This is a genomic window from Roseovarius aestuariivivens (assembly GCF_004761875.1).
GTDB classification, from domain to species: domain Bacteria; phylum Pseudomonadota; class Alphaproteobacteria; order Rhodobacterales; family Rhodobacteraceae; genus Roseovarius; species Roseovarius aestuariivivens.
The window spans coordinates 163,274-186,145 of sequence record NZ_SJEY01000008.1 but is presented as its reverse complement, the minus strand read 5'-3'; the positions used below and the strand labels follow the sequence as shown (position 1 = coordinate 186,145).

22 protein-coding genes are annotated in these 22,872 nt (G+C 62.3%); 10 read left to right on the top strand and 12 right to left on the bottom strand.

Annotation, left to right across the window (positions count from 1 at the left end; genetic code table 11):
• Window positions 1-11: 11 nt before the first annotated feature.
• The 7 genes from EZV60_RS14195 to EZV60_RS14165 all read right to left on the bottom strand — a co-directional run bounded on the left by EZV60_RS14195 (window position 12) and on the right by EZV60_RS14165 (window position 6,236).
• Window positions 12-1,223, bottom strand: coding sequence for an acetyl-CoA C-acetyltransferase (locus tag EZV60_RS14195; RefSeq protein WP_135506252.1), 1,212 nt, complete (start codon window positions 1,221-1,223; stop codon window positions 12-14).
• Window positions 1,224-1,236: 13 nt separating this feature from the next.
• Complete coding sequence (locus tag EZV60_RS14190) at window positions 1,237-1,872, bottom strand: glutathione S-transferase family protein (RefSeq protein WP_135506251.1); 636 nt, start codon at window positions 1,870-1,872, stop codon at window positions 1,237-1,239.
• 142 nt (window positions 1,873-2,014) lie between these two features.
• Window positions 2,015-3,154 carry an acyl-CoA dehydrogenase family protein gene (locus EZV60_RS14185; protein WP_135506250.1) on the bottom strand — a complete coding sequence of 380 codons (1,140 nt, stop codon included), beginning with the start codon at window positions 3,152-3,154 and terminating at the stop codon, window positions 2,015-2,017.
• Window positions 3,155-3,168: 14 nt separating this feature from the next.
• Window positions 3,169-3,381, bottom strand: coding sequence for a hypothetical protein (locus tag EZV60_RS14180; RefSeq protein WP_135506249.1), 213 nt, complete (start codon window positions 3,379-3,381; stop codon window positions 3,169-3,171).
• Window positions 3,382-3,449: 68 nt separating this feature from the next.
• The gene (locus EZV60_RS14175; RefSeq protein ID WP_135506248.1) at window positions 3,450-5,228 is read right to left on the bottom strand and encodes an acyl-CoA dehydrogenase C-terminal domain-containing protein; all 1,779 of its coding nucleotides are present in this window, start codon (window positions 5,226-5,228) and stop codon (window positions 3,450-3,452) included.
• Window positions 5,229-5,266: 38 nt separating this feature from the next.
• The gene (locus EZV60_RS14170; protein WP_135506247.1) at window positions 5,267-5,668 is read right to left on the bottom strand and encodes a MerR family transcriptional regulator; all 402 of its coding nucleotides are present in this window, start codon (window positions 5,666-5,668) and stop codon (window positions 5,267-5,269) included.
• Between the two features lie 199 nt (window positions 5,669-5,867).
• The gene (locus EZV60_RS14165) at window positions 5,868-6,236 is read right to left on the bottom strand and encodes a MerR family transcriptional regulator (RefSeq protein ID WP_135506246.1); all 369 of its coding nucleotides are present in this window, start codon (window positions 6,234-6,236) and stop codon (window positions 5,868-5,870) included.
• A gap of 117 nt (window positions 6,237-6,353) precedes the next feature.
• Between EZV60_RS14165 and EZV60_RS14160 the strand changes: the two genes are divergently transcribed.
• From EZV60_RS14160 to EZV60_RS14140, 5 genes are all read left to right on the top strand, one after another.
• A complete protein-coding gene (locus tag EZV60_RS14160; protein ID WP_135506245.1) occupies window positions 6,354-6,773 on the top strand; it encodes a PaaI family thioesterase in 420 nt (139 codons plus the stop codon).
• Window positions 6,770-7,279, top strand: a complete 510-nt coding sequence (locus tag EZV60_RS14155) for a PaaI family thioesterase (protein ID WP_135506244.1) — start codon at window positions 6,770-6,772, stop codon at window positions 7,277-7,279. The genes EZV60_RS14160 and EZV60_RS14155 overlap by 4 nt, the downstream gene beginning before the upstream one ends.
• Window positions 7,272-8,606, top strand: coding sequence for an MATE family efflux transporter (locus EZV60_RS14150; RefSeq protein ID WP_135506243.1), 1,335 nt, complete (start codon window positions 7,272-7,274; stop codon window positions 8,604-8,606). Before EZV60_RS14155 ends, EZV60_RS14150 begins: the two co-directional genes overlap by 8 nt.
• A gap of 84 nt (window positions 8,607-8,690) precedes the next feature.
• Window positions 8,691-9,689 (top strand): type I glyceraldehyde-3-phosphate dehydrogenase, encoded by a 999-nt coding sequence (locus EZV60_RS14145; RefSeq protein ID WP_135506242.1) that lies wholly within the window; start codon window positions 8,691-8,693, stop codon window positions 9,687-9,689.
• 93 nt (window positions 9,690-9,782) lie between these two features.
• Window positions 9,783-11,801 (top strand): Hint domain-containing protein, encoded by a 2,019-nt coding sequence (locus tag EZV60_RS14140; RefSeq protein WP_135506241.1) that lies wholly within the window; start codon window positions 9,783-9,785, stop codon window positions 11,799-11,801.
• On the opposite strand, the gene EZV60_RS14135 is transcribed toward EZV60_RS14140, so the two are convergent.
• Together EZV60_RS14135 and EZV60_RS14130 are read right to left on the bottom strand one after the other, a co-directional pair.
• Entirely contained in the window at window positions 11,777-12,463 is a 687-nt protein-coding gene (locus EZV60_RS14135) for an SOS response-associated peptidase (RefSeq protein ID WP_135506240.1), read from the bottom strand. The two genes, EZV60_RS14140 and EZV60_RS14135, sit on opposite strands and share 25 nt — an antisense overlap.
• On the bottom strand, window positions 12,463-13,656 hold the full coding sequence (locus EZV60_RS14130; RefSeq protein WP_135506239.1) for a class I SAM-dependent methyltransferase: 1,194 nt from the start codon (window positions 13,654-13,656) through the stop codon (window positions 12,463-12,465). Before EZV60_RS14130 ends, EZV60_RS14135 begins: the two co-directional genes overlap by 1 nt.
• A 130-nt stretch (window positions 13,657-13,786) precedes the next feature.
• On the opposite strand from EZV60_RS14130, the gene EZV60_RS14125 reads away from it, so the two are divergent.
• The 4 genes from EZV60_RS14125 to EZV60_RS14110 are packed head-to-tail and all read left to right on the top strand — an operon-like array spanning window position 13,787 to window position 17,130.
• Window positions 13,787-14,125, top strand: coding sequence for a DUF952 domain-containing protein (locus tag EZV60_RS14125; protein WP_135506238.1), 339 nt, complete (start codon window positions 13,787-13,789; stop codon window positions 14,123-14,125).
• Window positions 14,122-15,180 carry a quinone-dependent dihydroorotate dehydrogenase gene (locus tag EZV60_RS14120; protein ID WP_135506237.1) on the top strand — a complete coding sequence of 353 codons (1,059 nt, stop codon included), beginning with the start codon at window positions 14,122-14,124 and terminating at the stop codon, window positions 15,178-15,180. The genes EZV60_RS14125 and EZV60_RS14120 overlap by 4 nt, the downstream gene beginning before the upstream one ends.
• Window positions 15,171-15,518 (top strand): arsenate reductase (glutaredoxin), encoded by a 348-nt coding sequence (gene arsC, locus EZV60_RS14115; RefSeq protein ID WP_135506236.1) that lies wholly within the window; start codon window positions 15,171-15,173, stop codon window positions 15,516-15,518. Before EZV60_RS14120 ends, arsC begins: the two co-directional genes overlap by 10 nt.
• 22 nt (window positions 15,519-15,540) lie before the next feature.
• Window positions 15,541-17,130: an MFS transporter gene (locus EZV60_RS14110; protein ID WP_135506235.1), complete on the top strand. Its 1,590-nt coding sequence runs from the start codon at window positions 15,541-15,543 to the stop codon at window positions 17,128-17,130.
• 196 nt (window positions 17,131-17,326) lie between these two features.
• On the opposite strand, the gene EZV60_RS14105 is transcribed toward EZV60_RS14110, so the two are convergent.
• Complete coding sequence (locus EZV60_RS14105) at window positions 17,327-17,917, bottom strand: outer membrane protein (protein WP_135506234.1); 591 nt, start codon at window positions 17,915-17,917, stop codon at window positions 17,327-17,329.
• 281 nt (window positions 17,918-18,198) lie between these two features.
• Window positions 18,199-18,627 carry a DUF1489 family protein gene (locus tag EZV60_RS14100; RefSeq protein WP_135506233.1) on the bottom strand — a complete coding sequence of 143 codons (429 nt, stop codon included), beginning with the start codon at window positions 18,625-18,627 and terminating at the stop codon, window positions 18,199-18,201.
• A gap of 229 nt (window positions 18,628-18,856) precedes the next feature.
• Here EZV60_RS14100 and EZV60_RS14095 point away from each other — a divergent pair, with 229 nt between their 5' ends.
• Entirely contained in the window at window positions 18,857-21,148 is a 2,292-nt protein-coding gene (locus tag EZV60_RS14095; protein ID WP_135506232.1) for an adenosylcobalamin-dependent ribonucleoside-diphosphate reductase, read from the top strand.
• 64 nt (window positions 21,149-21,212) lie between these two features.
• Here EZV60_RS14095 and EZV60_RS14090 read toward each other — a convergent pair whose 3' ends face one another.
• Window positions 21,213-22,871 (bottom strand): BCCT family transporter, encoded by a 1,659-nt coding sequence (locus tag EZV60_RS14090; protein WP_245306313.1) that lies wholly within the window; start codon window positions 22,869-22,871, stop codon window positions 21,213-21,215.
• Window position 22,872 lies beyond the last annotated feature (1 nt).

Sequence of the window (22,872 nt, the reverse complement as noted above, 5' to 3'; positions counted from 1 at the left end):
TCCTGTCCGGCTCACACGCGCTCGATGATCGTCGCGGCGCCCATGCCCGACGCAATGCAAAGCGTGGCAAGGCCCGTTTCCTTGTCGGTGCGCTCCATCTCGTCCAGAAGCGTGCCGATGATGATGGCACCCGTGGCCCCCAGCGGGTGACCCATGGCGATCGACCCGCCATTCGGGTTCACCAATGCGGGGTCCACGTCAAAGGCTTGCATAAAGCGCAGCACGACCGACGCGAAGGCCTCGTTCACCTCGAAAAGATCGATATCGCCGATCTCCATGCCGCTGTCGGCAAGGATCTTCTGCGTCGCGGGCACTGGCCCGGTCAGCATGATCGTCGGATCTGTCCCGATCTTACAGGTTTGGCGGATGCGCGCGCGCGGCTTCAGGCCCCACTTTTCGCCGAATTCCTTGGAGCCGATCAGCACTCCGGCAGAGCCGTCCACGATACCCGAGGAGTTCCCGGCATGGTGAATATGGTTGATCTTCTCGAGATGCGGGTACTTGAGCTTGGCCACGGCATCGAAGCCGGGCATCACCTCACCCATTTGCTGAAAGCTGGGGTTGAGGCTGCCCAAAGCCTGCATGTCGGTGCCCGGGCGCATGTACTCGTCATGATCGAGGATCGTCAGGCCGTTTTGGTCCTTCACCTCGATGATCGACTTGGCAAAGCGCTTGTCCTCCCAAGCCTCCGCCGCGCGCTTCTGGCTTTCCACGGCCAACGCGTCGGCTTGATCGCGGTTGAAGCCATACTCGGTCGCGATGATGTCCGCTGAGATGCCCTGTGGGACGAAGTAGGTTTTCATTGCCACGCTGGGATCTACGGCGATGGCCGCGCCGTCGCTGCCCATGGCCACACGGCCCATCATCTCCACGCCGCCGGCAATATAGGCTTCGCCTGCGCCGCCCTTGACCTGGTTCGCGGCCAGGTTCACGGCCTCCATGCCCGATGCGCAAAAGCGATTGATCGCAAGGCCCGGGATCGACTCGTCGAGATCCGAGGCCAGTACGGCGGTCCGCGCCAGGCACCCGCCCTGTTCCATCACCTGCGTGACGTTGCCCCAGATTACGTCCTCTACAGCGTGGCCCTCCAGTCCGTTACGCTCTTTGAGGGCGTTTAGCACCTCGGAACTCAGCCTTACGGCGGTCACTTCATGCAGTGCGCCGTCCTTGCGGCCTTTCCCGCGCGGGCTGCGCACGGCGTCGTAGATATAGGCATCAGACATTTTGTTTCCTTTCTCAGGCCCGATCCGACGGATTGCCGGGCATCAGGTCATAGGGGTGTTTCCATCCGGGTGTGTTTTCGATGTTCGAAAGCCACCGGTCGATATGGGGCCAAGCCGCGCGGTCGAAACCGAAGGGCTCGGGGTAAAAGAGGTAAGAGCAGCAGGACATGTCGGCGTTGGTGATCGCATCACCGACAATCCAGTCACGACCGCCGAGATGTGCATCGAGCGACGCGTAAGCGGCCTTGAGCCGCCCCTGCATGAATGAAATGACCTCCGCCGGTCGCTTTTCCTCGGGCAGGAAGTTCATCAGGAACCGCGTCATCCCGGCCTGAGAGCTGAGCTTGTGGTTATCCCAGAAGACCCACCGCATCACCTCGCGGCTCTCCTCGGGCGTCTTACCGCCGAACTTGCCGGTCTTCTCGGTCACGTACATCTGCATGACGCCCGATTGCGTCAGCGTGACGTCACCATCCACCAGCACAGGCACCTCGCCCATGACGTTGAGCTTTCGAAACTCTTCCGTGCGTGTCTCGCCGCCGAAGAAATCAACAAAAACGGGCTCCCAGTCTAGCCCGGCGAGTTCCATCGGCAGCGCCGCCTTGTAGGCATTTCCCGACTCGCCCATGCAGTAAAGCTTGATCGTCATTTCGGTTTTCCCGTCGTTGCGCGCGTGGCCACCGCCGGATGTGTGAATTCATGGAGAGGTGAAAGCACCGGTCTTTCGCTGTTCCATGAATGCTCGCGTCCGAGGCGTCCCACGATTACGGCTCTTGCGGTCTTCTGCCAGCTCATAGCGACCTCGAAATCAGTTCTTTCATGATCTCGTTTGTGCCGCCGTAGATCCGCTGGACCCGCGCGTCCGCCCACATCTCGGCGATGTCATACTCGGCCATGTAGCCATAGCCGCCATGCAGCTGCACACAGGCATCGAGCACCTCGAACTGCGTGTCGGTCAGCCAGTACTTGGCCATCGCGGCCTTCTCCACGCTAAGCTTTCCGTGCAGATGCTCCTCAATGCACTCATCGAGAAAGGCGCGGCAGACCTTGGTCTTGGTCAGGCACTCGGTCAGCGTAAAGCGGATTGTCTGGAACTTGTCGAATATGGGAGCGCCGAATGCTTCGCGCTCTTTGGTGTAGGCAATGGTGCGGTCCACCCCGCCTTCCAACGCACCCTGCGCACCGCAGGCGATAATTAGCCGCTCCTGCGGAAGCTGCTCCATCATCTGGTAGAACCCGCGGCCCTCTTCGCCGCCGAGTATGTTTTCCGGCGGCACTTCGACGTTGTCGAAAAACAGCTCAGATGTGTCTCCGGCTTTCAGCCCGTTCTTGTCGAGGTTGCGACCGCGCGAAAACCCCTCGGCGCCCTCCGTTTCGACGGCGACCAGAGAGATACCCTTGGCACCTTCCTTGGGGTCGGTCTTGGCGGCGACGATGATCAGCTCGGCATGCTGGCCATTGGTGATGAAAGTCTTCTGCCCCGACAGCCGATACGCGTTGCCGTCACGGATGGCCCTGGTCTTCATTCCCTGCAGGTCCGATCCCGCGCCGGGCTCGGTCATGGCCAGCGCGCCCACCAACTCGCCCGAGGCCATTTTGGGCAGCCAGCGTTTCTTCTGCTCTTCGCTGCCGTAGGCGAGGATATAATGCGCCACGATCCCGGAATGAATCGGGTTGCCCCAACTTGCGAGATTGGCGCGGCTCTGTTCGATACAGATCACCGCCTCATGGCCGAAATCGCCACCCGCGCCGCCGTATTCCTCGGGGATCGATGGGCATAGCAGGCCGAGCTCACCGGCCTGTTGCCAGATCTCGCGGTCCATGATGCCGGCCTTCCGCCAGCGATCGAAATGCGGCGCCCATTCATCGGTGATGAACTTCGCCGTCATCTCGCCCAGCATCTGGTGCTCGTCCGTCATCCAGCCAGCCATGGCAGGGCCTCCCTTTACTTCTTGCGCTCGTCCAGCTCGGAATTGAAGATCCGGAGCCTGTGGCCAAACGTGTCCTCGTCGATCACGCTGTCGAAATTCTCAAAGAGGAACGACAGCGCCTCGCCCTCATCGAGCCCCGCCTCCTGCGCAAAACGGCGCAGGCGACGATAGCCATCCTCGGTCATCGCCGCGTTGAACCGGCGTGTCAGGCGAAAACGTTTCGGCATGATCCCTCCCGTCGTGACAAAGGCGCCCGTAGGCCGTGCTTCAGCGCGGCCCACCGGCTTGGTCATCTTCAGAACAGCTCGTCTTCCAGCTCCATCACAGGCTCCGCGCCGCTTTCGATGCGCGCAAGGTGCATCGCGGTCGCGGGCAGGCGGCGCTTCATGTAATAGCGCCCGGTTTTGATCTTCGACTGGTAGAAGCGCGTATCGCCCTCTCCGGCCTCGATCCCCTCATGCGCGGCCTTGGCCATCTGCGCCCACATCAGGCCGAGGCAGACGTGACCGAAGAGATGCATGAAGTCGTAAGAGCCCGCAAGCGCGGCATTGGGGTTCTTCATTCCGTTCTGCATGAAGAACATCGCCGCCTGCTGCAGATCTTTAGAGGCCGCCTTGAGCGGGTCGAGGAAATCGGCCTTGAGCGCTTCGTTGCCCTCGTTGTCCTTCAGGAAAGCCTTCACCATTTCAAAGAAGGCCATGACGTGCTTGCCGCCATCCTGCGGCAGCTTGCGGCCCACGAGGTCCAGCGCCTGCACGCCATTGGCACCTTCGTAGATCATGGCGATCCGGGCGTCGCGTGCGAACTGGGACATGCCCCATTCCTCGATATAGCCGTGCCCGCCGTAGACCTGCTGGGCGCGGATCGTCATGTCGAAGCCCTCATCGGTCAGGAAGCCTTTGATGATCGGCGTCAGCAGGCTGACGATGCCCTCTGCGGCGGCGTCCTTGCCGCGGTGGCTCTGGTCGATCATCTGGCTACCCCAGAGCAGGAAGGCGCGCGCGCCCTCGACAAAGCTTTTCTGGTCCAGCAGCGCCCGGCGGATATCGGGATGCACGATCAGGGGATCTGCCGGGCCATCAGGGTTTTTCGCGCCCGTCACATCGCGGCCCTGCAGGCGGTCCTTGGCATAGGCCAGCGCGTTCTGATAGGCGACGTCGGCCTGTGCCACGCCCTGCATGCCCACGCCGATCCGCGCTTCGTTCATCATGGTGAACATCGCGCGCATGCCCTTGTGCTCTTCACCCAGAAGATAGCCCGTGGCCTCGTCATAGTTCATCACGCAGGTCGAATTGCCGTGAATCCCCATCTTCTCTTCGAGCTTGCCGCAGGACACGCCGTTGCGCTCGCCCAGTGTGCCGTCTTCCTTGACGATGAATTTCGGCACGATGAAAAGGCTTACACCCTTGATGCCCTCGGGGCCGCCGGGGATCTTGGCCAGCACCAGGTGGATGATGTTGTCGGCCATGTCGTGCTCGCCCGACGAGATGAAGATCTTCTGTCCCGAAATCTTGAAGCTGCCGTCGGCCTGTGGCTCGGCCTTGGTGCGCATCAGGCCAAGGTCGGTGCCGCAATGCGGCTCGGTCAGATTCATGGTGCCGGTCCATTCGCAGGAGGCCATTTTCGGCAGATACGTGGACTTCTGATCTTCCGACCCGTGTGCCAGTATCGCCGAGGCCGCCCCATGTGTCAGGCCCTGATACATGGTGAACGCCTGGTTTGCGGCGGAAGAAATCTCGCCCACGGCGGTGTAGATGATATAGGGCATGTTCTGCCCGCCATATTCCTCGGGCAGATCAAGTGCGGTCCAGCCGCCGTCGCGCACCTGGTCGAAGGCCTCCTTGAAGCCGGTGGGCGTGCGCACGACGCCGTTTTCCAGCGTGCAGCCTTCGGTGTCGCCCACCGCATTGAGCGGGGCGAGCACTTCCGAGGCGATCTTGCCGGCCTCTTCCAGAACCGCACCGGTGAAATCGGGCTCAAGCTCGGCATATCCGGGCGTGTCGGTCTGGCTCACTTTCAGGACGTCGTGCAGAATGAACTGCATGTCTTTCGTGGGTGCGGTGTAGCTGGGCATCTTTATCCTCCCGTAAAACGTCGAATGGGTCTGGCCGGTTACTCGGCGGCCTTTGGTGTCTGGCGAAGCGAGGCGATCATCTTTTCCCCCCACTTCATCTGGTCCTTCAGATCCGTGATGGCGGCGTTAAGCTCGTCACGCTGGCGCAAGAGGTCGTTCAGGCGCTGCTGGGCAAGCTCGTAGGTCTGCGTCAACTGGGTCAGTTGCTGGTCGCCCTTGTAATACAGGTCCAGCAGCTGACGGATTTCTTCAAGGCTGAAGCCGAAGCGCTTGCCGCGCAGAATAAGCTTGAGCCGCGCGCGGTCGCGCTTGGTGAAAAGCCGTTTTTGGCCACGGCGCTCGGGAAAGAGCAGTTCCTTGCTTTCGTAAAAGCGCAGCGTGCGCGGCGTCACGTCGAAGGCATCGCACATTTCGCGGATGGTCATGGTTTCGTTACTCATGGTCTGGCTCGCTGTCCGGTGTGAACTCGCAGCCTATCTGGAAGCGTTGTTCTTTCGTTACAACAGATAACCAGCTTGACGTAACAGGTACGTCGCGTCACTTTTGAGTTGACGTAAGATAAGGCAAGGTAAAGCGTGTTTTTGCCTAATTTTGTAACTTGAAGCTTTCGCCTTTTCGACCGTCGGCGAACGGAATCGCTCAGTCGACAGAGCGGGCAGTGGCGTCGCGCATCTCGGTCAGTTCGGAAATCGATTGTTCAAGCTGGGCCTTTTGCTCGTTCAGATCGGCCAGCTGTCGATCGGCCAGCGTGATCCACTCCCTGAGCTGTGCATCGGTGCCTTTTTCCTCGTAGATCAGCAGCCATTGGCGGATCTCTTCAAGGGCGAAGCCCCACCGGCGACCGCGCAGGATCAGGGTCATGCGCGCGACCTCCTTGGGGCCGTAGAAACGAGACCGACCGTCGCGCTCGGGGCTGATCAGCTCAATATACTCGTAGTACCGAAGGGTGCGCGGCGTCACATCGAACTTCGCGCACATCTCCTTGAACGACAAACGCTGTTCAGCCATAGCGGTCCCTCCCATGGCGAAATTCTATTTAAGTCACAAGAGCAGGGCAACAGGTACCCTTGCAGCTTTCGCGCATTCAGGCCCATAAAGGCCGCGAATTTCAGGCCGGAGCAGGGCATGGACAAAAAGAAGATAGCCGAACAGTTCATCGGGGCGATCCCGCATTCCCGCGCGCTGGGCATGCAATTGACTGACGTCGGCGAAGGAACGGCGGAAATCGAGATGGCCTACGACGAACGCTTCGTGGGCGATCCCGAAACCGGGGTGATCCATGGCGGGGCGGTTTCCGCCCTGATGGACACATGTTGCGGCGCGGCGGCGATGAGCCATCCCAATTCGCCCGGCGGCACGGCCACGATAGATTTACGTATCGACTACATGCGTCCCGCGACACCGGGCCAGAAGATCCGTGCGCGGGCCGAATGCTATCATATCACGCGCTCCGTGGCGTTCTTGCGGGCAACCGCGATGGACGATGACGAAAGCCGGCCCGTCGCGCAGGCCACCGGAAGCTTCACGGTGGAGAGCGAGCCATGAGCCGAAGACCCCCCGATCCGGTGCAGGTGGTCAAGCAACGCCGCGATGCGGCGCTCCACGCGCTGGTCACGGGCGTGCCCTACATCAACTTTCTGGGCATCGAATTCGACCGCCGCGGCGATGAACTGACCGCGATCATGCCCTTCGACGAAAAGCTGATCGGCAATCCTCTCCTGCCTGCGCTGCATGGCGGCGCGACAGCGGCATTTCTGGAAGTTACGGCCATCATCGGCCTGAGCTGGGCGATGCTCTGGGACGATATCGAAAGCGGTAAGCTGGACCCCGACACTCTGGTGGCGGGCACCCTTCCGCGCCTGCCCAAGACCATCGACTTCACCGTGGATTACCTTCGATCGGGCCTGCCGCGCGATGCCTATGCCCGCGCGCAGGTGACGCGTTCGGGACGCCGATATGCCTCGGTCAAGGTCGAGGCATGGCAGGACAACCGTGCACGCCCCTTCGCGCAGGCCACGGCGCATTTCGTCATGCCCCGCCGCGATGGCTGATATCCCGCCGCCCTCGGCGCCGATCACGCACCGCCGGGTCCTTGCCATCTCGATCCCCATTGTGCTGTCGAACGCCACCGTCCCGATCCTCGGCACCGTCGATACCGCCGTGGTCGGCCAGATGGGAGAGGCCGTGCCCATCGGCGCGGTGGGCATCGGTGCCATTATCCTCAGCGCGCTCTACTGGGTTTTCGGCTTTTTGCGCATGGGCACCACTGGCCTGACCAGTCAGGCCCATGGGGCAGGGCAGACAGGCGAGGTCGCAGCCATGCTCACCCGCGCGCTGATGATCGGGCTGGCGGGAGGTATTGCGGTCATCGCTTTGCAGTCGCTCCTCTTTCGCGGCGCATTCCTCGTTTCGCCCGCCAGCGCCGAGGTCGAGGCTCTGGCGCGCGACTATATGCAAATCCGCGTTTGGAGCGCACCGGCCATCATCGCGCTTTACGGCGTGACCGGCTGGCTCATCGCGCAGGAACGCACCACCGCCGTTCTGGTGCAGCAGGTGGCGATGAACGGCATCAACATCCTTCTGGACCTGTGGTTCGTGTTGGGCCTCGACTGGGGCGTCACCGGCGTCGCCTGGGCCACCTTCATCGCGGAATGGTCGGGGCTTCTGTTGGGCCTCTGGCTTTGCCGCGCGGCGTTTCGCGTGCCCGCCTGGCGCGACTGGCCACGCGTCTTCCACGCCCCCCGCCTTCGCGAGATGATTGCGGTGAACCGCGACATCCTGCTGCGCTCGCTCATGCTGCAGGGGATCTTCGTGTCATTTCTCTTCATCGGCGGCGATTTCGGCGACGTGACGCTCGCCGCCAATCAGGTCTTGCTGCAATTCCTGCATATCACCGCCTACGCCCTCGATGGCTTCGCCTTCGCCGCCGAGGCGCTGGTCGGGCAGGCCTTTGGTCGGGGTGACCGTGCCCGCCTCAGGCGCGGGGCGCTTCTTGCCTGTCTGTGGGGCGGTATCATCACGCTGGGCCTTTGTGCGGTCTTCGCTGTTTTCGGACGGACCATCATCGACCTGATGACGACCGCCGAAGGCGTGCGGGAGGCGGCGCGTGTCTATCTTGTTTACATGGTTTTTGCCCCGGCGCTGGGTCTGGCCTCGTGGATGCTCGACGGAATCTTCATCGGCGCGACGCGGGCAAGGGACATGCGCAATATGATGGCGATCAGTCTGGTCATCTATATTATGTCGGTCGTGACGCTGGTGCCGTTGCTGGGCAACCATGGCTTATGGCTGTCGCTGTTGATCAGCTTCGTGGCCCGCGGCATCACGCTTGGACTGCGCTATCCAAGCCTCGAGCGTAGCGTGGCGAGCTCAATTTGATCAAATTCTGAATTCTGCGCTGGAATTCGCGGCGTGTGGCGGTATGTGTCTGGGCCAAGGGCAGTTTTCGGCGCAGGAGGTCCCATGTCTCAGCCCCCTATCCGCATCGCGATCAATGGCTTTGGCCGGATCGGCCGCACCCTTCTGCGGATCCTTCTGCGCGACGCGCCAGAGTTTGAACTGGTCTGCATCAACGAGATCGAGCCGCTGTCGACCTGCGCCTATCTTTTTCAGTATGACAGCGTCTTCGGACCGTGGCCCGAAGAGGTGCGCGGCGAAGACGGTGTTCTGCAGGTCGGCGCGCGCCGCATCCCCTTTCATGCGGAAAAGGATATTCGCGCCCTCGACCTCAACGGCGTGGATATTGTGCTGGAATGCACCGGCATGGGCGGCAAGCGCGCCATGGCCGAACGTGGCATCGCGGCGGGCGCGCGCAAGGTGCTGGTGTCCGGGCCGTCTGCCGAGGCTGATGTGACGCTGGTCTTGGGGGCCAATGCCGACAGCTACGCCGGCGAGGCGATCGTGTCGAACGCGTCCTGCACCACCAATGCCCTGGCCCCGCTGGCGCGCCTGCTCGACGAGGCCTTCGGCTTGCAAAGCGGCCAGATGACGACGGTGCACTGCTACACAGGCAGCCAACCGACCGTGGACAAGCCTCGCGCCGCGCCTGAACGAAGCCGTGCGGCGGCCCTGTCGATGGTGCCCACGACCACCAGCGCACAGCATCAGACCGGCCTTGTTTTGCCTCATCTTGCCGGCCGGATCGAGGCGCGCGCCGTTCGTGTGCCCACGGCAAGCGTCAGTTGCATCGACTTTACCGTCGATCTGCGCGACCGCCCGTCCGGGGCTGAGATCAACGCGCTTTTGCGTGACGCGGCCACATCCGGCAAGGTCTTTGGCTGGACCGAGGCACCGTTGGTCAGTTCGGATCTGCGCGGGCGGTCGGAATCCATCGTCATGGTCGGGCCGGAAACCTCGGTCTCTTGCGGAGGCCTGGCGCGGGTTTTCGGCTGGTACGACAACGAATGGGGCTTTTCGTGCCGCATGCTCGACATGGCTCGCACTATGGCTGCCAGTGACTGAAAACAAGATTTAAGTATTTCCTCAGCTTTTCGTGGTCTTTGAGCGGATGCAGTAACCTTTTCGCCCGGTCAGCGCCGGGCAGGGACTTCCGTTATGGCCACGACGTTCAACGTCATTTCTCTTGGCAATCTTGCCAGCATAGATCCTACCGAGGGCAATACCGTCGCCGGGAATGCCGGCGCGATCCTCGGCACCTACGGCTCAGCTGGCGCGCCCTTGCATCAGCAAGTGCAGCAATTGACGCCGGGATCTTTCAGCGGTGGCGATCCGGCCAATTACGACACGGACAACACCATCTCGAACGACACGTTCCGAATTGATGGCGGCGCGCTTCAGACATTCGACGCGGTTGCGGCCTATACCGCGACCATCACCTATATCGACGGCACGACCGCAACGATCACGGCTGTCATCATCCAGGATACCGCAGGCAACACCTATCTCGCGCCACGCCTGACGCAGAACGCCAGTCAGGACAGCCTCGAAGCCGCGCCAATCCAATCCATTTCGCTCGACAGCGTATTCTCCAACGATGCGAATTTCGGCGCGGATCGCGATCCGGGCGACTTCATCGAGCCGGTCGATGGCACCGCTGGCGCCGACAGCATCGGCGCCGGGTTCGTCGATGCGCAAGGCAACCAGATCGGGTCCGGCGACGACTATGTACTTGCTGGGTCGGGCGACGATACAATCGAAACCGGCGCGGGCGCCGACACGATCGAAGCCGGGGACGGCGATGATCTGATCGACGCAGGTGCCGGCGCGGATTCCGTGAGTGGCGGGGCGGGCGACGACACTTTCGTCGGCGGCGCAGGGGCCGACACGTTCGATGGCAACGCTGGCAGCGACAAGCTGGATTATTCCGCGTCCGGCGCAGCGGTGAACGTCAATCTCGACACCTTCACCGCCTCGGGCGGCGATGCGCAGGGCGACGTCATCGCGAATATCGAAGATGTCGAAGGTTCAGACTTCAACGACACGCTCACAGGCTATGACGGCACCTTCGACGGGCGCGGCATCAGCAACATTCTCGACGGCGGCGCGGGCGATGACCTGATCGACGGGCGCGGTGGCGACGACATCCTGACCGGGGGCACGGGCAATGACACCCTGACAGGCGGTACGGGCGATGACTTGTTTGTCTATGATCCGGGTGACGGATCCGACACGATCACCGATTTCAATTTCGGCACGACGGGCACGATTTCGGACGGTGACGCGTCCAATAACGATTTCATCAACCTCAGCGGTTTCTACGACAATCTGTCAGAGCTTTACGCCGATCAGGCCGACGATGGCGTGCTCAATCAATCCAACACCACCGATACCAAGGGCCGATCGGTCGATTACTCGGACAATACGCAATTCGGCGGTGAAAGCCTCACCTTTTCAGGTGCGAGCGCGGACAATACCTCTTTCACCGCGGAGAATACGGGCGTGGTCTGCTTTGCTAAGGGCACACGTATTTCGGTCCCCGGCGGAGCTTGCGCGATCGAGGATCTCAGGCCCGGAATGGCGGTGCTGACACGCGATGCCAGGCCACAGACGGTGCAATGGGTCGGTAGTACCAATGTCGACACGGCGCGTATGTCGCGCGATCCCGGCTGCCGGCCGGTTCGGCTGCGCAAGGGATGTTTCGGGGCCGAGCGCGATCTGCTTGTTTCGGCTCAGCATGGCCTTCTGATGTACTGTCCCGCGAGCAAGGAAGAGGTTTTTATTCGCGCCACGCATCTCGCCCGTATGCGCGGCGGCACAGTCCGGATTGCGCGCGGCGTGCGGATGTTGCGCTATTACCACCTGCTTCTGGATCGCCATCAGGTGATCCTTGCGAACGGCGTCTGGGCCGAAAGCCTATATCCCGGCCCAATGGCCCTGCGCATGATGCCGCCCACGGGCCGGGCCGATCTGCTCGTCGCGATGCATGGTCTGCTTCTGCACCAGGGCAAGCGCGACTACGGCCCCGCCGCCCGTCGTTATCTGCGGATGGCGGACGTGAAATCCCTGCATTTGCGTGATCTTTCCGCGCCTTCGGTGATGACCTTACGCAATGGCGCGCGCGCTTGCGGCGCGGCGCGTCGGCGTCTGCCTCAGGAGTTTGGTGACGCTTCCTGATCCTCGAGCGGTTCGATGAGCTGTGGCCCGCTTGCGCGATTGGAATTGACCGTGCGGCCAACTCTGTGCAACGCCATTGCATCCTCGGGCGCCGCCTGCATCAGCCGCGCCGCCCCGTGCCCGGCCTCGCCCAGCCAGAGCGGCCAGTCCGCCTCGGTCACCACCACGGGCATCCGGTGATGGATCTTCGACATCGCCGTGTTCGCTGCCGTCGTCACGATGGCGCAGGTCTGCATCGGTTCCTCGCCCTTGTCCCAGACCTGCCAGATCCCGGCGAAGGCCAGCAGATCACCGTCCTTGGGATAGATGTACCATGGCAGGCGATTGCCATCGGCGTCTTTGGTCCATTCGTAAAACCCGGTCGCGGGAATCAGGCAGCGCCTTGTGCGCACAGCCGCCTTGAAGGCGGCCTTGTCCGCCACCGTCTCCGCGCGCGCATTGATAAGCAACGGGCCATCGGTCGGGGTCTTGTACCATTGCGGCACGAATCCCCAACGCATGGACCCTAGACGCCGCGCATTGACCTCCGATGTCACGACATGCACTTGCGTGGTGGGACAGACATTGAAATTCGGCACCTCGGGCAGGGCGTTGGCAGGTGCGGCCCGGAAAAGCTGCGCCATCGCGTCATTGGGCATGGTAATCGCGAAGCGTCCGCACATCAGCGCAGCACGCCCGAGTAAAGCAGCAGGCCCCAAGGCAGGAGGGCGGCCTCGACCTTGGACCAGAGCGCGCCGAAGGCCATCGGATCCATGCCCGTGCCTTTGGCGATCTCGGCCAGGCTGCGCCGACCGTCAACCGCCGCGATCAGGTGCGCGGCGTCACGCGGCAGGCTGAGACGTCCCGTGATTCCGTCCGTGTCGAGCTTCGGCGTTTGACCCGTCGCCGCCGCCCGCGCCAGGGCTGCGGCATCGACGCCCTTGAGCTGCGGCACCAGCGCGCGATTTCGCCCGCTGGCAGGCGTGCGGGCGTCCTCCAGCGCCACGGCGTAGCCGGTATGCGTGCGGATCGTCCCGTGAAGCTGTTCGGCGAGGGCCATTGCCGTGACCGGATCGATGTGGTCCGGGACGGGGACGAGCCGCGAAAGATCGTACAACACGGGCAGGGTGAAACCCGACAGCGCCCAGCCGGTGCGCGTCAGCGTCTCGACCAACGTGCCGACATCGAACGCCCGGTCCTGGCTATGCAGAAGCAGGTCGTAGAACCCTGCTTCGCCCGCTTCGTGGTCGTTTAGGTTGGGATTGCACTTGAAAGGATGCCCATCGGGCAGCCGCGCGAAAAGCGCGCGCGCCGCCTTCAGCCGCGCCTCGGGCGGTTGGCCTGCAAAAAGCGTACCGAATGCGGCCTGCAAAGGATAGACGCCCGATCGGCCGTAAGGGGCGTAGACCATGAATCCCATACCCCCGCCGGGCGCCAGCGCGTCCCGCAACGCCGCGAAACCGGCCTCCGGCTCCGGCAGGTGGTGCAATACGCCACAGCAATCAATGTAATCGAAAGGCCCCATGGCTGCCGCCTCGAGAAGGGAGCCGGTCTGAAACGTGATGCCGGTCAGCCCCCGCGTTTTCGCTCTCGCCTCCGCAACCTCGCGCGATGCGCGCGACAGGTCGATATAGGTGGCCTCGTATGGTTTGCCGTACCGCGTCAGAAGCGCGGTCAGCTGGATTAGCCCGTCGCCGGTACCGCCGCCCGCCACGAGAATGCGCAACGGCTTCGACCAGTCGCGCTGTCCGCCGAAGACATAGTGGTCGATCTCCTGCGGCAGCGAAGGCGAGCCGGTGATCAGCCGGGTCTGCTCATCCCGCGGGTCGCGCGCGGGATAGGGATAGGCTTCGTACTGATCGCGCACCTCGCTCATGGCGCGCAGGATAAGCGCCGCCCCTGCCGATGCAAGACCAGGAGATGTTCTTCTTGGCCGAAACACTCGATGGCCGTCCGGCCCTGCCAAAGCGCTTGACCGCATCCGGCGCGCACGGCATCACGATCTCATGCTGATCCTCAAGATTTTCCGACAAGACGAATGGCAGGCACTGCGCCGCGACGGCCACAGTGCCGGTGCGCCGGTCGACCTCGCCGACGGATTCATTCACCTGTCGACTCCGGAACAGGCGCCCGAGACTGCAGCGAAGCATTTCGGTGGTCAGGACGGGCTGATGCTTCTGGCTGTCGAAAGCGACAGGCTTGGCGACGACCTGCGCTGGGAGCCGTCGCGCGGCGGTGCGCTCTTTCCGCATCTTTACCGTTCTTTGCACATGAAAGACGTCGCTTGGGCACAGCCGTTGCCGCTTGAGGACGGCGTGCATCGCTTTCCGCCGGGCCTGTCATGACCCTGCCCGAGCGTCTGGGCCTCGCGCTGTTGCACCGGCTGGAGCCCGAACGCGCGCACGGGGCTGCGCTGATGGGGCTCAAGGCGGGTCTCGTGCCTTTGCCAGGGCTGGTCAGCGGCCCGCGCCTGCACTGCGAACTCGCCGGTCTGCGCCTTCCCAACCCCGTCGGGCTTGCGGCGGGATTCGACAAGAACGCGGTGGCGCTTTCGGCGCTCAGCCGGGCCGGCTTCGGCTTTCTCGAAGCCGGGGCAGTCACACCACGGCCCCAGCCGGGTAACCCGCGTCCGCGTCTCTTCCGGCTGAGCGAGGATCGCGCGGTGATCAACCGCTTCGGTTTCAACAACGAGGGCATGGAGGCCGTTTGCGCGCGCCTTGCCAAACGTCCGCGCGATGCGGTGATCGGCCTCAATCTCGGGGCCAACAAGGACAGCGCCGACCGGGCGGAGGATTTCGCGCGTGTGCTGGCGCGCTGCGGGCCCTTTCTCGATTTCGCTACCGTCAACGTCTCCTCGCCGAACACCGAAAAGCTGCGCGACCTGCAGGGCGCCGCAGCGCTGTCCGCACTGCTCAAGGGCGTGATGGAGGCGCGGGACTGGCTGGAAAGGCCTATCCCGGTCTTTCTCAAGATCGCGCCGGATCTTGACGACACCGCCCTTGGCGACGTGGCCGAGGTGGCGCAAGCGTCGGGCGTGTCGGCGATCATCGCGACCAACACGACGCTGGACCGGGACGGCTTGCAAAGCCAGATGCGGGACGAGGGCGGCGGACTTTCCGGTGCGCCGCTCTTTGAAAAATCCACTCGGGTGCTGGCGCGGCTCAGCCAGCTGACCGAGGGAAAGCTGCCGCTTGTCGGTGTGGGTGGCATAGGTTCGCCGGAAGATGCCTACGCCAAGATCAAGGCGGGCGCCAGCGCGGTGCAGCTTTACTCCGCACTGGTCTACGAGGGGATCGGGCTCGTGCCGCGCATCGCGCGGGGGCTCGACCGCTTGCTCGACCGCGACGGGTTCGACAATGTGGCGCAGGCAGTCGGCAAGGAGAGAGACGCATGGCTCTGACGGTGATCTGGCACAATCCGCGCTGTTCGAAATCACGGCAAACCCTCGCGTTGCTTCAGGAGAAGGGCGTGGAACCGGAGGTGCGCAAGTATCTCGAAGATGCGCCCGACGAGGCCGAACTGCGCGAAGCCGCCGAGAAGCTTGGGCTCGGAGTGTCCGGCATGATGCGGCGCGGCGAGAAGGCCTGGAAAGAGTTGGGACTTTCGGAGCATGATCCTGACGATCGGCTGATCTCGGCCATGGCAGAGCACCCGATCCTGATCGAGCGCCCGATCGTTTTCGCAAAGGACCGGGCCGCAATCGGTCGCCCGCCCGAAGCGGTACTGGACATTCTTTAGGCGCGGAAGGCGGGAGAGACCCATGATCCGGGCGGTTCATACCTTTCTTGACGCGGTTGTCTTCGAGTTGGCCCGCCAGATGCGCTGGTCTTTCCTGCCGCCTCTCATGGTCTATTTCGCCGCCGGAGCGTCGGGCCTGACAGCCATCGTCGGGACATTCTACGTCAAGGAATATCTCGATTTCTCGGCTGCCTTTCTGGCCGGGCTGGTGTTTTGGGCTGGTATTCCCTGGGCGCTCAAGATGCCGCTGGGACACTTGGTGGACATCATCTGGAAATGGAAATGGCTTCTGATCTGGCTGGGCGCCGGATGCGTCGCGGCCAGCGTGATGATCATGTATTTCGCCATTACGCAGACCGAGATGATGCAGGCGATCATGCCGATCGGGTCCTGGTATGTGGCCAGCTACATCCTCGCGCCCTGCGGTCTGGTGCTTCAGGACGCGGTGGCGGACGCGATGAGCGTCGAGGCGGTGCCGCTTTACGACGAATTGGGTGCGGAAATTCCCGAAGACCAGTCCAAGGCGCTGCACACCACGATGCAGACGCTGGGGCGCTTCGCGCTGATCGGTGGCACCGTGGCGGTGGCGGTGATCAATATCTGGATGTTTTCCGGGATCGAGGCGATGGATCAGGCCGCCAAGGCCGACATTTACGCGCGCATCTATTTTACGGCCCTGATCATTCCCGCCCTGTCGGTCAGTGGCGTGGTGCTCGCGGGGCTGCTGCGCCGCTTCGGCGCGCAAAGCGCCGAGTTGCCACCGCCGACCGAGACAACGCCCAACTGGTGGTACTTCGGCGGCGGCGGCGCCTTTGTCGCGCTGTCGCTGATCGTCGGGTTGGGGCAGGTGCCCTACGGGCAAGAGATCATCTTCGTCGGGTCGATGAGCATCGTTTTGCTGCTCATGCGCCAGCTTGTCGAGGTCCTGCCGCGCCCCCAGGCCCGCACCCTTGTTGGAACGGCGATCATCATTTTCGTCTTTCGCGCAATTCCCGGGCCAGGCCAGGGGCAGACGTGGTTCCAGATCGACGTGCTGGGCTTCGATCAGCAGTTCCAGTCTATCCTGTCGCTGATCACGTCGGTCATGACGCTGGTGGTCATCGTCCTTTTGCGCCCCATGATGGCGCGCAAATCCATCGTCTGGATCGTCGTCGTGCTGACGCTTCTGGGCGGCGTTCTGATGCTGCCCAATATCGGACTTTACTACGGAGTTCAGAACTGGACCGCCGCCGTCACCGCAGGCATCGTGGACGCGCGGTTCATCGCTATTCTTGACACAGCAGTGGAAAGCCCGCTGGGACAGGTCGCGATGATACCGATGCTTGCGTGGATCGCGAGGAACGCCCCGCGTGAACTCAAGGCCACATTCTTCGCGGTGATGGCGTCTTTCACGAATCTTGCGCTTTCGGCGTCGAACCTCGGCACGAAATATCTTAACGAGGTCTATCTGGTCAGCCGGCAAGTGACCGACCGTGACACGGGTGCCGTAACCGTGGCCGCAGACTACAGCGAGCTTGGCTGGCTCTTGCTGACCGTGACGGCAATCGGCGTGGCGTTGCCCTTGCTGATCGTCTTCGTGGTGCAGAACACCGCTTTTCGCAGCCGGGAATAAGGCACCCATCGCGCGGAGGAACAAATCTTCGTCGGTCCGGATGAAACGGCCAGTCGCACGCGGCTGAAGACGGCCGTATTGGTTTCTGGTGCCTGCCTTTACCGACATGAAACCCGACAGGCATTACCCAAAAAGAAACCGGCCCGCCAAAAGGCGGGCCGGGAACAATCTTTCACTTATGACGCAGCTCGGGTTTCTAGAACCGCAGCATGCCGCGCAGCTGAACCGTGGTCGGTTCGATATCCGCGTTCGAGCCGTTGAAGTTGTCGAACTCGTGGTAAAGCAACTCGGCGCCGAGCGAGAAGTTGTCGGTCACCATCGTCTCATAGCCTGCACCGATGAAGTAGCCGTCGTCGCTGCCGAAGTTGTCGGAGCTGGCCTCGGCGTAGCCGCCGGTCCCGTAAAACAGGCCGTCACCGTACTTGATGCCGCCGCGCACCTTGGCGCGGAAGATATTTTCGAGCGAAATGCTCGGGTTGGGCGCTTCCGAAATGGCCGTGTCGGTGAAATCGTAGTCGATTCCGGCACCCAGAACGAAATCGCCGAAGTCATAGTCGTAACCTGCGATCAGACCGCCAATTGCGGACTCATCGTTGCCGGCAATGTTCGAGTCCATGTTGTTGTAGCCCAGCTGCACGCCGCCGTAGAGACCGGTCCAGTTGGGAGTTGCGGCCACGGGGGCGGGAGCCGCGACGGGCGTGTCGACCGGCGCCGGCGCCGGCGAGCCGGCGAAAGCCGGGGCTGCAGCCAGAGCGAGTGCCGTTGTGGCGATCATCGTACGTTTCATGGTCAGATCCTTTTTGTCTGTCCGGTGATTTCAACTCTTGCGGGTACGACAGGTTGCCGCCCCGTGCTGAGACTGGAGATGGGATGTCAACGCGCCGAAGCCAAGGATGGGTCCATCAATTCCTCGTCGATCTGTGGGAAAAACGTAACACCTCTTCGGTGCGATCGGCCTCCAGGCTGCCAGTGGGTTGGCATTTCAGGCGGATTTTTGCTGCTTTGCCTCCGGAAGCGGCACATTGGGAACGTGCCGCTTTTTTCGTGGGCGTCGACCGGTCGCTTTTCTTAAAGCACTCCGATATCCGCCAAAGCCGCGGAAAGGCTTGCCGGTAAGGCTTCCTCGTTCTGGCGTGTCTCGGGCAGGTCAGCCGGAGCGTCCCCGGCCGGAAGATAGCGCCATCCCTGAAAAGGCCGTTTGGGCGCGGTCTGAGTGCGGATGATCTCGGGGTCCAGCACGATGCCGCAACGGCGGATACCATCGGCGCGTACGACCTCATCAAGCCGCACGATGCGCTGACGGCATTGCACAAGGCCCTGAACGACCCAATAGATCGAGCCGCCGTCGAGCAGTTCCGCCTCGCGCCGTGGCCACATGCGCGTCACGTGGCGCGGCAAACCATCCGGCCCCTTAGCCGGCGCGCTTGACTGCCATGCGATCAGGCTTTCGACGGTTTCCGACCCTACGCTTAGCTTTATGAGATTGAGATCGCCCAATAGACCCCCTCGCGAATGCTGCAATCAAAGTAGCCGAAACAGGCATGGCTTCAAGGGTTATAGGCAGGGCGATATCGGCCGAGCGCTGCCGACAGGACAGGATCTTCCGGCGGCGCTGGCCTCGGCTTTACCGCAGAAATCCTGCGGCTTTGGCAGACCGACATGCTTGACCGTCGAGGCGTCAAGTTATAGTTTGACTCGTCTCTTCACACGCAACTGATGGTGTTCCATGAGCCGTTTCGCCGCGCCGATTGCTGAGTCCATTTGGGACATGAAATACCGCTTCAAGGAGGCGGACGGCACACCGCATGACGGCACGGTCGAGGACACGTGGCGCCGCATCGCGCGGTCCCTCGCGGCGCAGGAGTCTGACCCGAAAGCTTGGGAGGCGCGGTTTTATGCCGCGCTCGAGGATTTCCGCTTTCTTCCCGCTGGCCGCATCACCGCCGGCGCGGGCACGGGGCGGGCCGTGACGCTTTTCAATTGTTTCGTGATGGGCACGATCCCCGACGACATGAACGGTATTTTCAACGCCTTGCGCGAAGCCGCGCTGACCATGCAGCAAGGCGGCGGGATCGGCTATGACTTCTCGACCATCCGGCCGAAGGGCGCCGAGGTGAAGGGCGTTGGCGCTGATGCCAGCGGCCCGCTCAGCTTCATGGATGTATGGGACGCGATGTGCCGCACGATCATGAGCGCCGGAAGCCGCCGTGGCGCGATGATGGCGACAATGCGCTGCGACCACCCAGACATCGAAGACTTCATCGCGGTCAAGGCAGACCCCGCAAGGCTGCGAATGTTCAACCTGAGCGTGCTGGTGACCGATCCCTTCATGGAGGCGGTAAAGCAGGATGGCTCGTGGGATCTGGTCTTCGGCGATTCCGTCTACAGGACGGTGCAAGCGCGCGACCTGTGGAACCGGATCATGCAGGCGACCTATGATTTCGCCGAGCCGGGCGTCATTTTCATCGACCGCATCAATGCCGCCAACAACCTGAGCTATTGCGAAACCATTGCCGCCACGAATCCCTGCGGCGAACAGCCTCTGCCGCCGTATGGCGCCTGCCTTCTGGGGTCGATCAATCTTGCGCGGCTGGTCAGTGATCCGTTCGGTGACGCGGCAGGGCTTGACGACAAGCAACTCGATGATCTCGTGGCCACCGCCGTTCGCATGATGGACAACGTGGTCGACGCTTCGAATTTCCCATTGCCAGAACAGCGGGCCGAGGCGCAGGCCAAGCGCCGCATCGGCCTGGGTGTCACCGGACTTGCCGACGCGCTGCTGATGTGCGGGCTGCGCTACGGCGATGACGACGCCGTGGCCCAGACCGAGGCCTGGATGAAGCGCATCGGACGGGCGGCCTATCTCGCCTCGGTGGATCTGGCCAAGGAAAAGGGCGCGTTTCCGCTTTTCGAGGCCGATCCTTTCCTTTCCAGCGGTACAATGCAGCAGATGGACGAGGACGTGCGCGCCGCCATCGCCGAGCACGGCATCCGCAACGCGCTGCTGACAAGCGTGGCCCCCACCGGCACGATCAGCCTGTACGCTGGCAACGTCAGCTCGGGCATTGAACCGGTCTTCGCCTATTCCTACACCCGCAAGGTGCTTCAAAAAGATGGCAGCCGGACCGAAGAAGAGGTGGTCGATTACGCGGTGCAGCTCTGGCGCGAACGGTTCGGCGACGCCGAGCTGCCCGACTACTTCGTCAATGCGCAGGTGCTGGAGCCAGAGGCGCATGTAAAAATGCAGGCCGCAGCACAGAAGTGGGTCGACTCGAGTATCTCGAAGACCATCAACGTGCCGGCCGATATCGGCTTTGAGGCCTTCAAGAACGTCTACCTGCAGGCCTGGGATCTCGGCTGTAAGGGCTGTACCACCTACCGCCCGAACGACGTGACCGGTAGCGTGCTCAGCGTGTCGGAAAGCGCCGACGCCACCCCGGGTGAGGCACCGGCGCAAACAGGTGGCGCAATGCCCGCCGAGGGTGGCGAAGTGGTCTACATGTCCGAGCCGCTCGACCGGCCGGAAGAGCTTGAAGGCGCGACCTACAAGCTCAAATGGCCCGATAGCAGCCATGCGATTTACGTCACCGTCAACGATATCGTTCTTAACGGCCACCGGCGGCCCTTCGAGGTGTTCATTAACTCTAAGAACATGGAACATTTCGCCTGGACAGTGGCCTTGACCCGGATGATCTCGGCGGTGTTCCGGCGTGGCGGCGATGTGTCTTTCGTGGTCGAAGAACTAAAAGCGGTGTTCGACCCGCGTGGCGGGGCATGGATGAACGGGAAATACATCCCCTCGATCCTTGCCGCCATCGGTGGCGTGCTGGAAAATCACATGATTTCCATCGGATTTCTGGAAGGCGAGGGGCTTGGCCTCAAAAGCGATCCGACAGCAAAGGTCGTCAATCTTGACGGGCCGCGCGGCGCGGCCTGCCCGTCATGTGGCAGCTATGATATGCGCAAGATCGAGGGTTGTCTGACCTGCGCAAGCTGCGGGCATTCGAAATGCAGCTGACGAGGTAAAGCCACAAAAAAACCGCGCGCCAAGGCGGCGCGCGGTCGTTAGGGTTCGGTGGCGTTTACTCCGCCGGCTGGGCCGAGCCTTCGCTGGGCACAACCGGGTCCTGCCCGTAAAGCTCTCCAGGTAATTCGTCCGGCATGGCGTGGTCTGCCTCCGCGTCATTACGGTAACGCTGGTTGTGCCGGTAAACCATCAGTGGATCCCAGCTTAGCGCTTTGAAAAGACCGACTAGGATCAGCACGATCACCACCGCAAAGGGGAAGCCCGCGATCACAGCGGCGGCCTGCAGGGCCGAGAGTCCGCCCGCCAGCAGCAGGACAGAAGCCACCGCGCCCTCGCTGACGGCCCAGAAGACCCGCTGCACCTTTGGCGGATCGGGGTCCCCGCCCGCCGTCAGCATATCGATCACGAAAGAGCCCGAGTCCGATGAGGTCACGAACCACAGTGTAATAAGCACGATCGCGAAGCCCGAGGTCAGTTCGGACGCAGGGAAGTAGCCCAAAAGCGCGAACATCGCATCGCCATACGACTCCTTGGTCGCCTCGACCAGCGTCGGATCGCCTCCAAGCGAAATGGACAGCGCGGTGCCTCCAAAGGCACAGAACCAGAAGAACATGATTGTCGCAGGGATCAGCATGACGCCGACAAGAAACTCGCGGATGGTCCGGCCGCGGCTGATGCGGGCCACGAAAACGCCCACGAACGGCGCCCAGCTGACCCACCACGCCCAGTAGAAGATGGTCCAGCTGTTCTGCCACGTCCCGCCATCGGTCCAAGCCTCCGACCATGTGCCCCAGAAGACCAGGTCACGCACGTAGGCGCCATAGCTTTGCACGAACGTGTCAAAGATAAAGAGCGTCGGGCCGACGATCACCATAAATACAAGAAAAACGAGGCTCAGCAGAATGTTGAGGCTCGAGAGCCGCTTGATGCCGCCATCAAGGCCTGCCACAACCGAGAGCGTCGCCATGGCCGTGATGCCGGCAATCACAAGGATCTGCACCGTCGTGCTTTGCGGCACACCAAAAACCTCGCCAAGGCCGGAATTGATCTGCATCGCGCCAAGACCAAGCGAGGTGACGATGCCGAACATCGTGCCGAAGACGGCGAGGATATCCACCACATCGCCCCAAAAGCCGAAAATCTTTTCGCCCAGAAGCGGGTAAAGCGCTGACCGGATGGTAAGAGGCAGGCCCTTGCGGAAATGGAAATAGGCCAGGCTCAACGCGACAATGGCGTAAATGGCCCACGCGTGAAAGCCCCAGTGCAGGAACGAAATGGTCATCGCCTGCTTGGCGGCAGCTTCGGTTTCGGCCTCTCCAATGGGCGGCGCGAAATAGTGGTAAAGCGGTTCCGCCGCGCCCCAGTATATCAGCCCGATGCCGATCCCGGCCGAGAACAGCATCGCCGTCCAGGGAAATAACCCGTAGGCAGGTTCTTCCGTCATTTTACCCAGACGAATGTCGCCGAAACGCCCGAAGGCAAGGTAAACCACGGCGATCACCAACACGTTCACAAGCGCGATCATGGCCCAGCCCAACTTTCCGGCCAGCCAGTCCTGTGCGCCATTGAAAACGGTCCCGGCGGTCTCGCTGAACGCGGCCCCGAGAATGATGAAGCCGATGATGAGGATCGCCGACACCGAGAAGACCCGCCGGTTGACCCTCGGAAAGAAGAGCAGGCTTTCTTGGTTCATTTTGTCCATATGATCAGGCATT

Bases quoted from the DNA above. Each gene is read 5' to 3' on its own strand.
- EZV60_RS14195 (WP_135506252.1), bottom strand. From the start codon at position 1,223: ATGTCTGATGCCTATATCTACGACGCCGTGCGCAGCCCGCGCGGGAAA.
- EZV60_RS14190 (WP_135506251.1), bottom strand. From the start codon at position 1,872: ATGACGATCAAGCTTTACTGCATGGGCGAGTCGGGAAATGCCTACAAG.
- EZV60_RS14185 (WP_135506250.1), bottom strand. From the start codon at position 3,154: ATGGCTGGCTGGATGACGGACGAGCACCAGATGCTGGGCGAGATGACG.
- EZV60_RS14180 (WP_135506249.1), bottom strand. From the start codon at position 3,381: ATGCCGAAACGTTTTCGCCTGACACGCCGGTTCAACGCGGCGATGACC.
- EZV60_RS14175 (WP_135506248.1), bottom strand. From the start codon at position 5,228: ATGCCCAGCTACACCGCACCCACGAAAGACATGCAGTTCATTCTGCAC.
- EZV60_RS14170 (WP_135506247.1), bottom strand. From the start codon at position 5,668: ATGAGTAACGAAACCATGACCATCCGCGAAATGTGCGATGCCTTCGAC.
- EZV60_RS14165 (WP_135506246.1), bottom strand. From the start codon at position 6,236: ATGGCTGAACAGCGTTTGTCGTTCAAGGAGATGTGCGCGAAGTTCGAT.
- EZV60_RS14160 (WP_135506245.1), top strand. From the start codon at position 6,354: ATGGACAAAAAGAAGATAGCCGAACAGTTCATCGGGGCGATCCCGCAT.
- EZV60_RS14155 (WP_135506244.1), top strand. From the start codon at position 6,770: ATGAGCCGAAGACCCCCCGATCCGGTGCAGGTGGTCAAGCAACGCCGC.
- EZV60_RS14150 (WP_135506243.1), top strand. From the start codon at position 7,272: ATGGCTGATATCCCGCCGCCCTCGGCGCCGATCACGCACCGCCGGGTC.
- EZV60_RS14145 (WP_135506242.1), top strand. From the start codon at position 8,691: ATGTCTCAGCCCCCTATCCGCATCGCGATCAATGGCTTTGGCCGGATC.
- EZV60_RS14140 (WP_135506241.1), top strand. From the start codon at position 9,783: ATGGCCACGACGTTCAACGTCATTTCTCTTGGCAATCTTGCCAGCATA.
- EZV60_RS14135 (WP_135506240.1), bottom strand. From the start codon at position 12,463: ATGTGCGGACGCTTCGCGATTACCATGCCCAATGACGCGATGGCGCAG.
- EZV60_RS14130 (WP_135506239.1), bottom strand. From the start codon at position 13,656: ATGAGCGAGGTGCGCGATCAGTACGAAGCCTATCCCTATCCCGCGCGC.
- EZV60_RS14125 (WP_135506238.1), top strand. From the start codon at position 13,787: ATGCTGATCCTCAAGATTTTCCGACAAGACGAATGGCAGGCACTGCGC.
- EZV60_RS14120 (WP_135506237.1), top strand. From the start codon at position 14,122: ATGACCCTGCCCGAGCGTCTGGGCCTCGCGCTGTTGCACCGGCTGGAG.
- arsC (WP_135506236.1), top strand. From the start codon at position 15,171: ATGGCTCTGACGGTGATCTGGCACAATCCGCGCTGTTCGAAATCACGG.
- EZV60_RS14110 (WP_135506235.1), top strand. From the start codon at position 15,541: ATGATCCGGGCGGTTCATACCTTTCTTGACGCGGTTGTCTTCGAGTTG.
- EZV60_RS14105 (WP_135506234.1), bottom strand. From the start codon at position 17,917: ATGAAACGTACGATGATCGCCACAACGGCACTCGCTCTGGCTGCAGCC.
- EZV60_RS14095 (WP_135506232.1), top strand. From the start codon at position 18,857: ATGAGCCGTTTCGCCGCGCCGATTGCTGAGTCCATTTGGGACATGAAA.
- EZV60_RS14090 (WP_245306313.1), bottom strand. From the start codon at position 22,871: ATGCCTGATCATATGGACAAAATGAACCAAGAAAGCCTGCTCTTCTTT.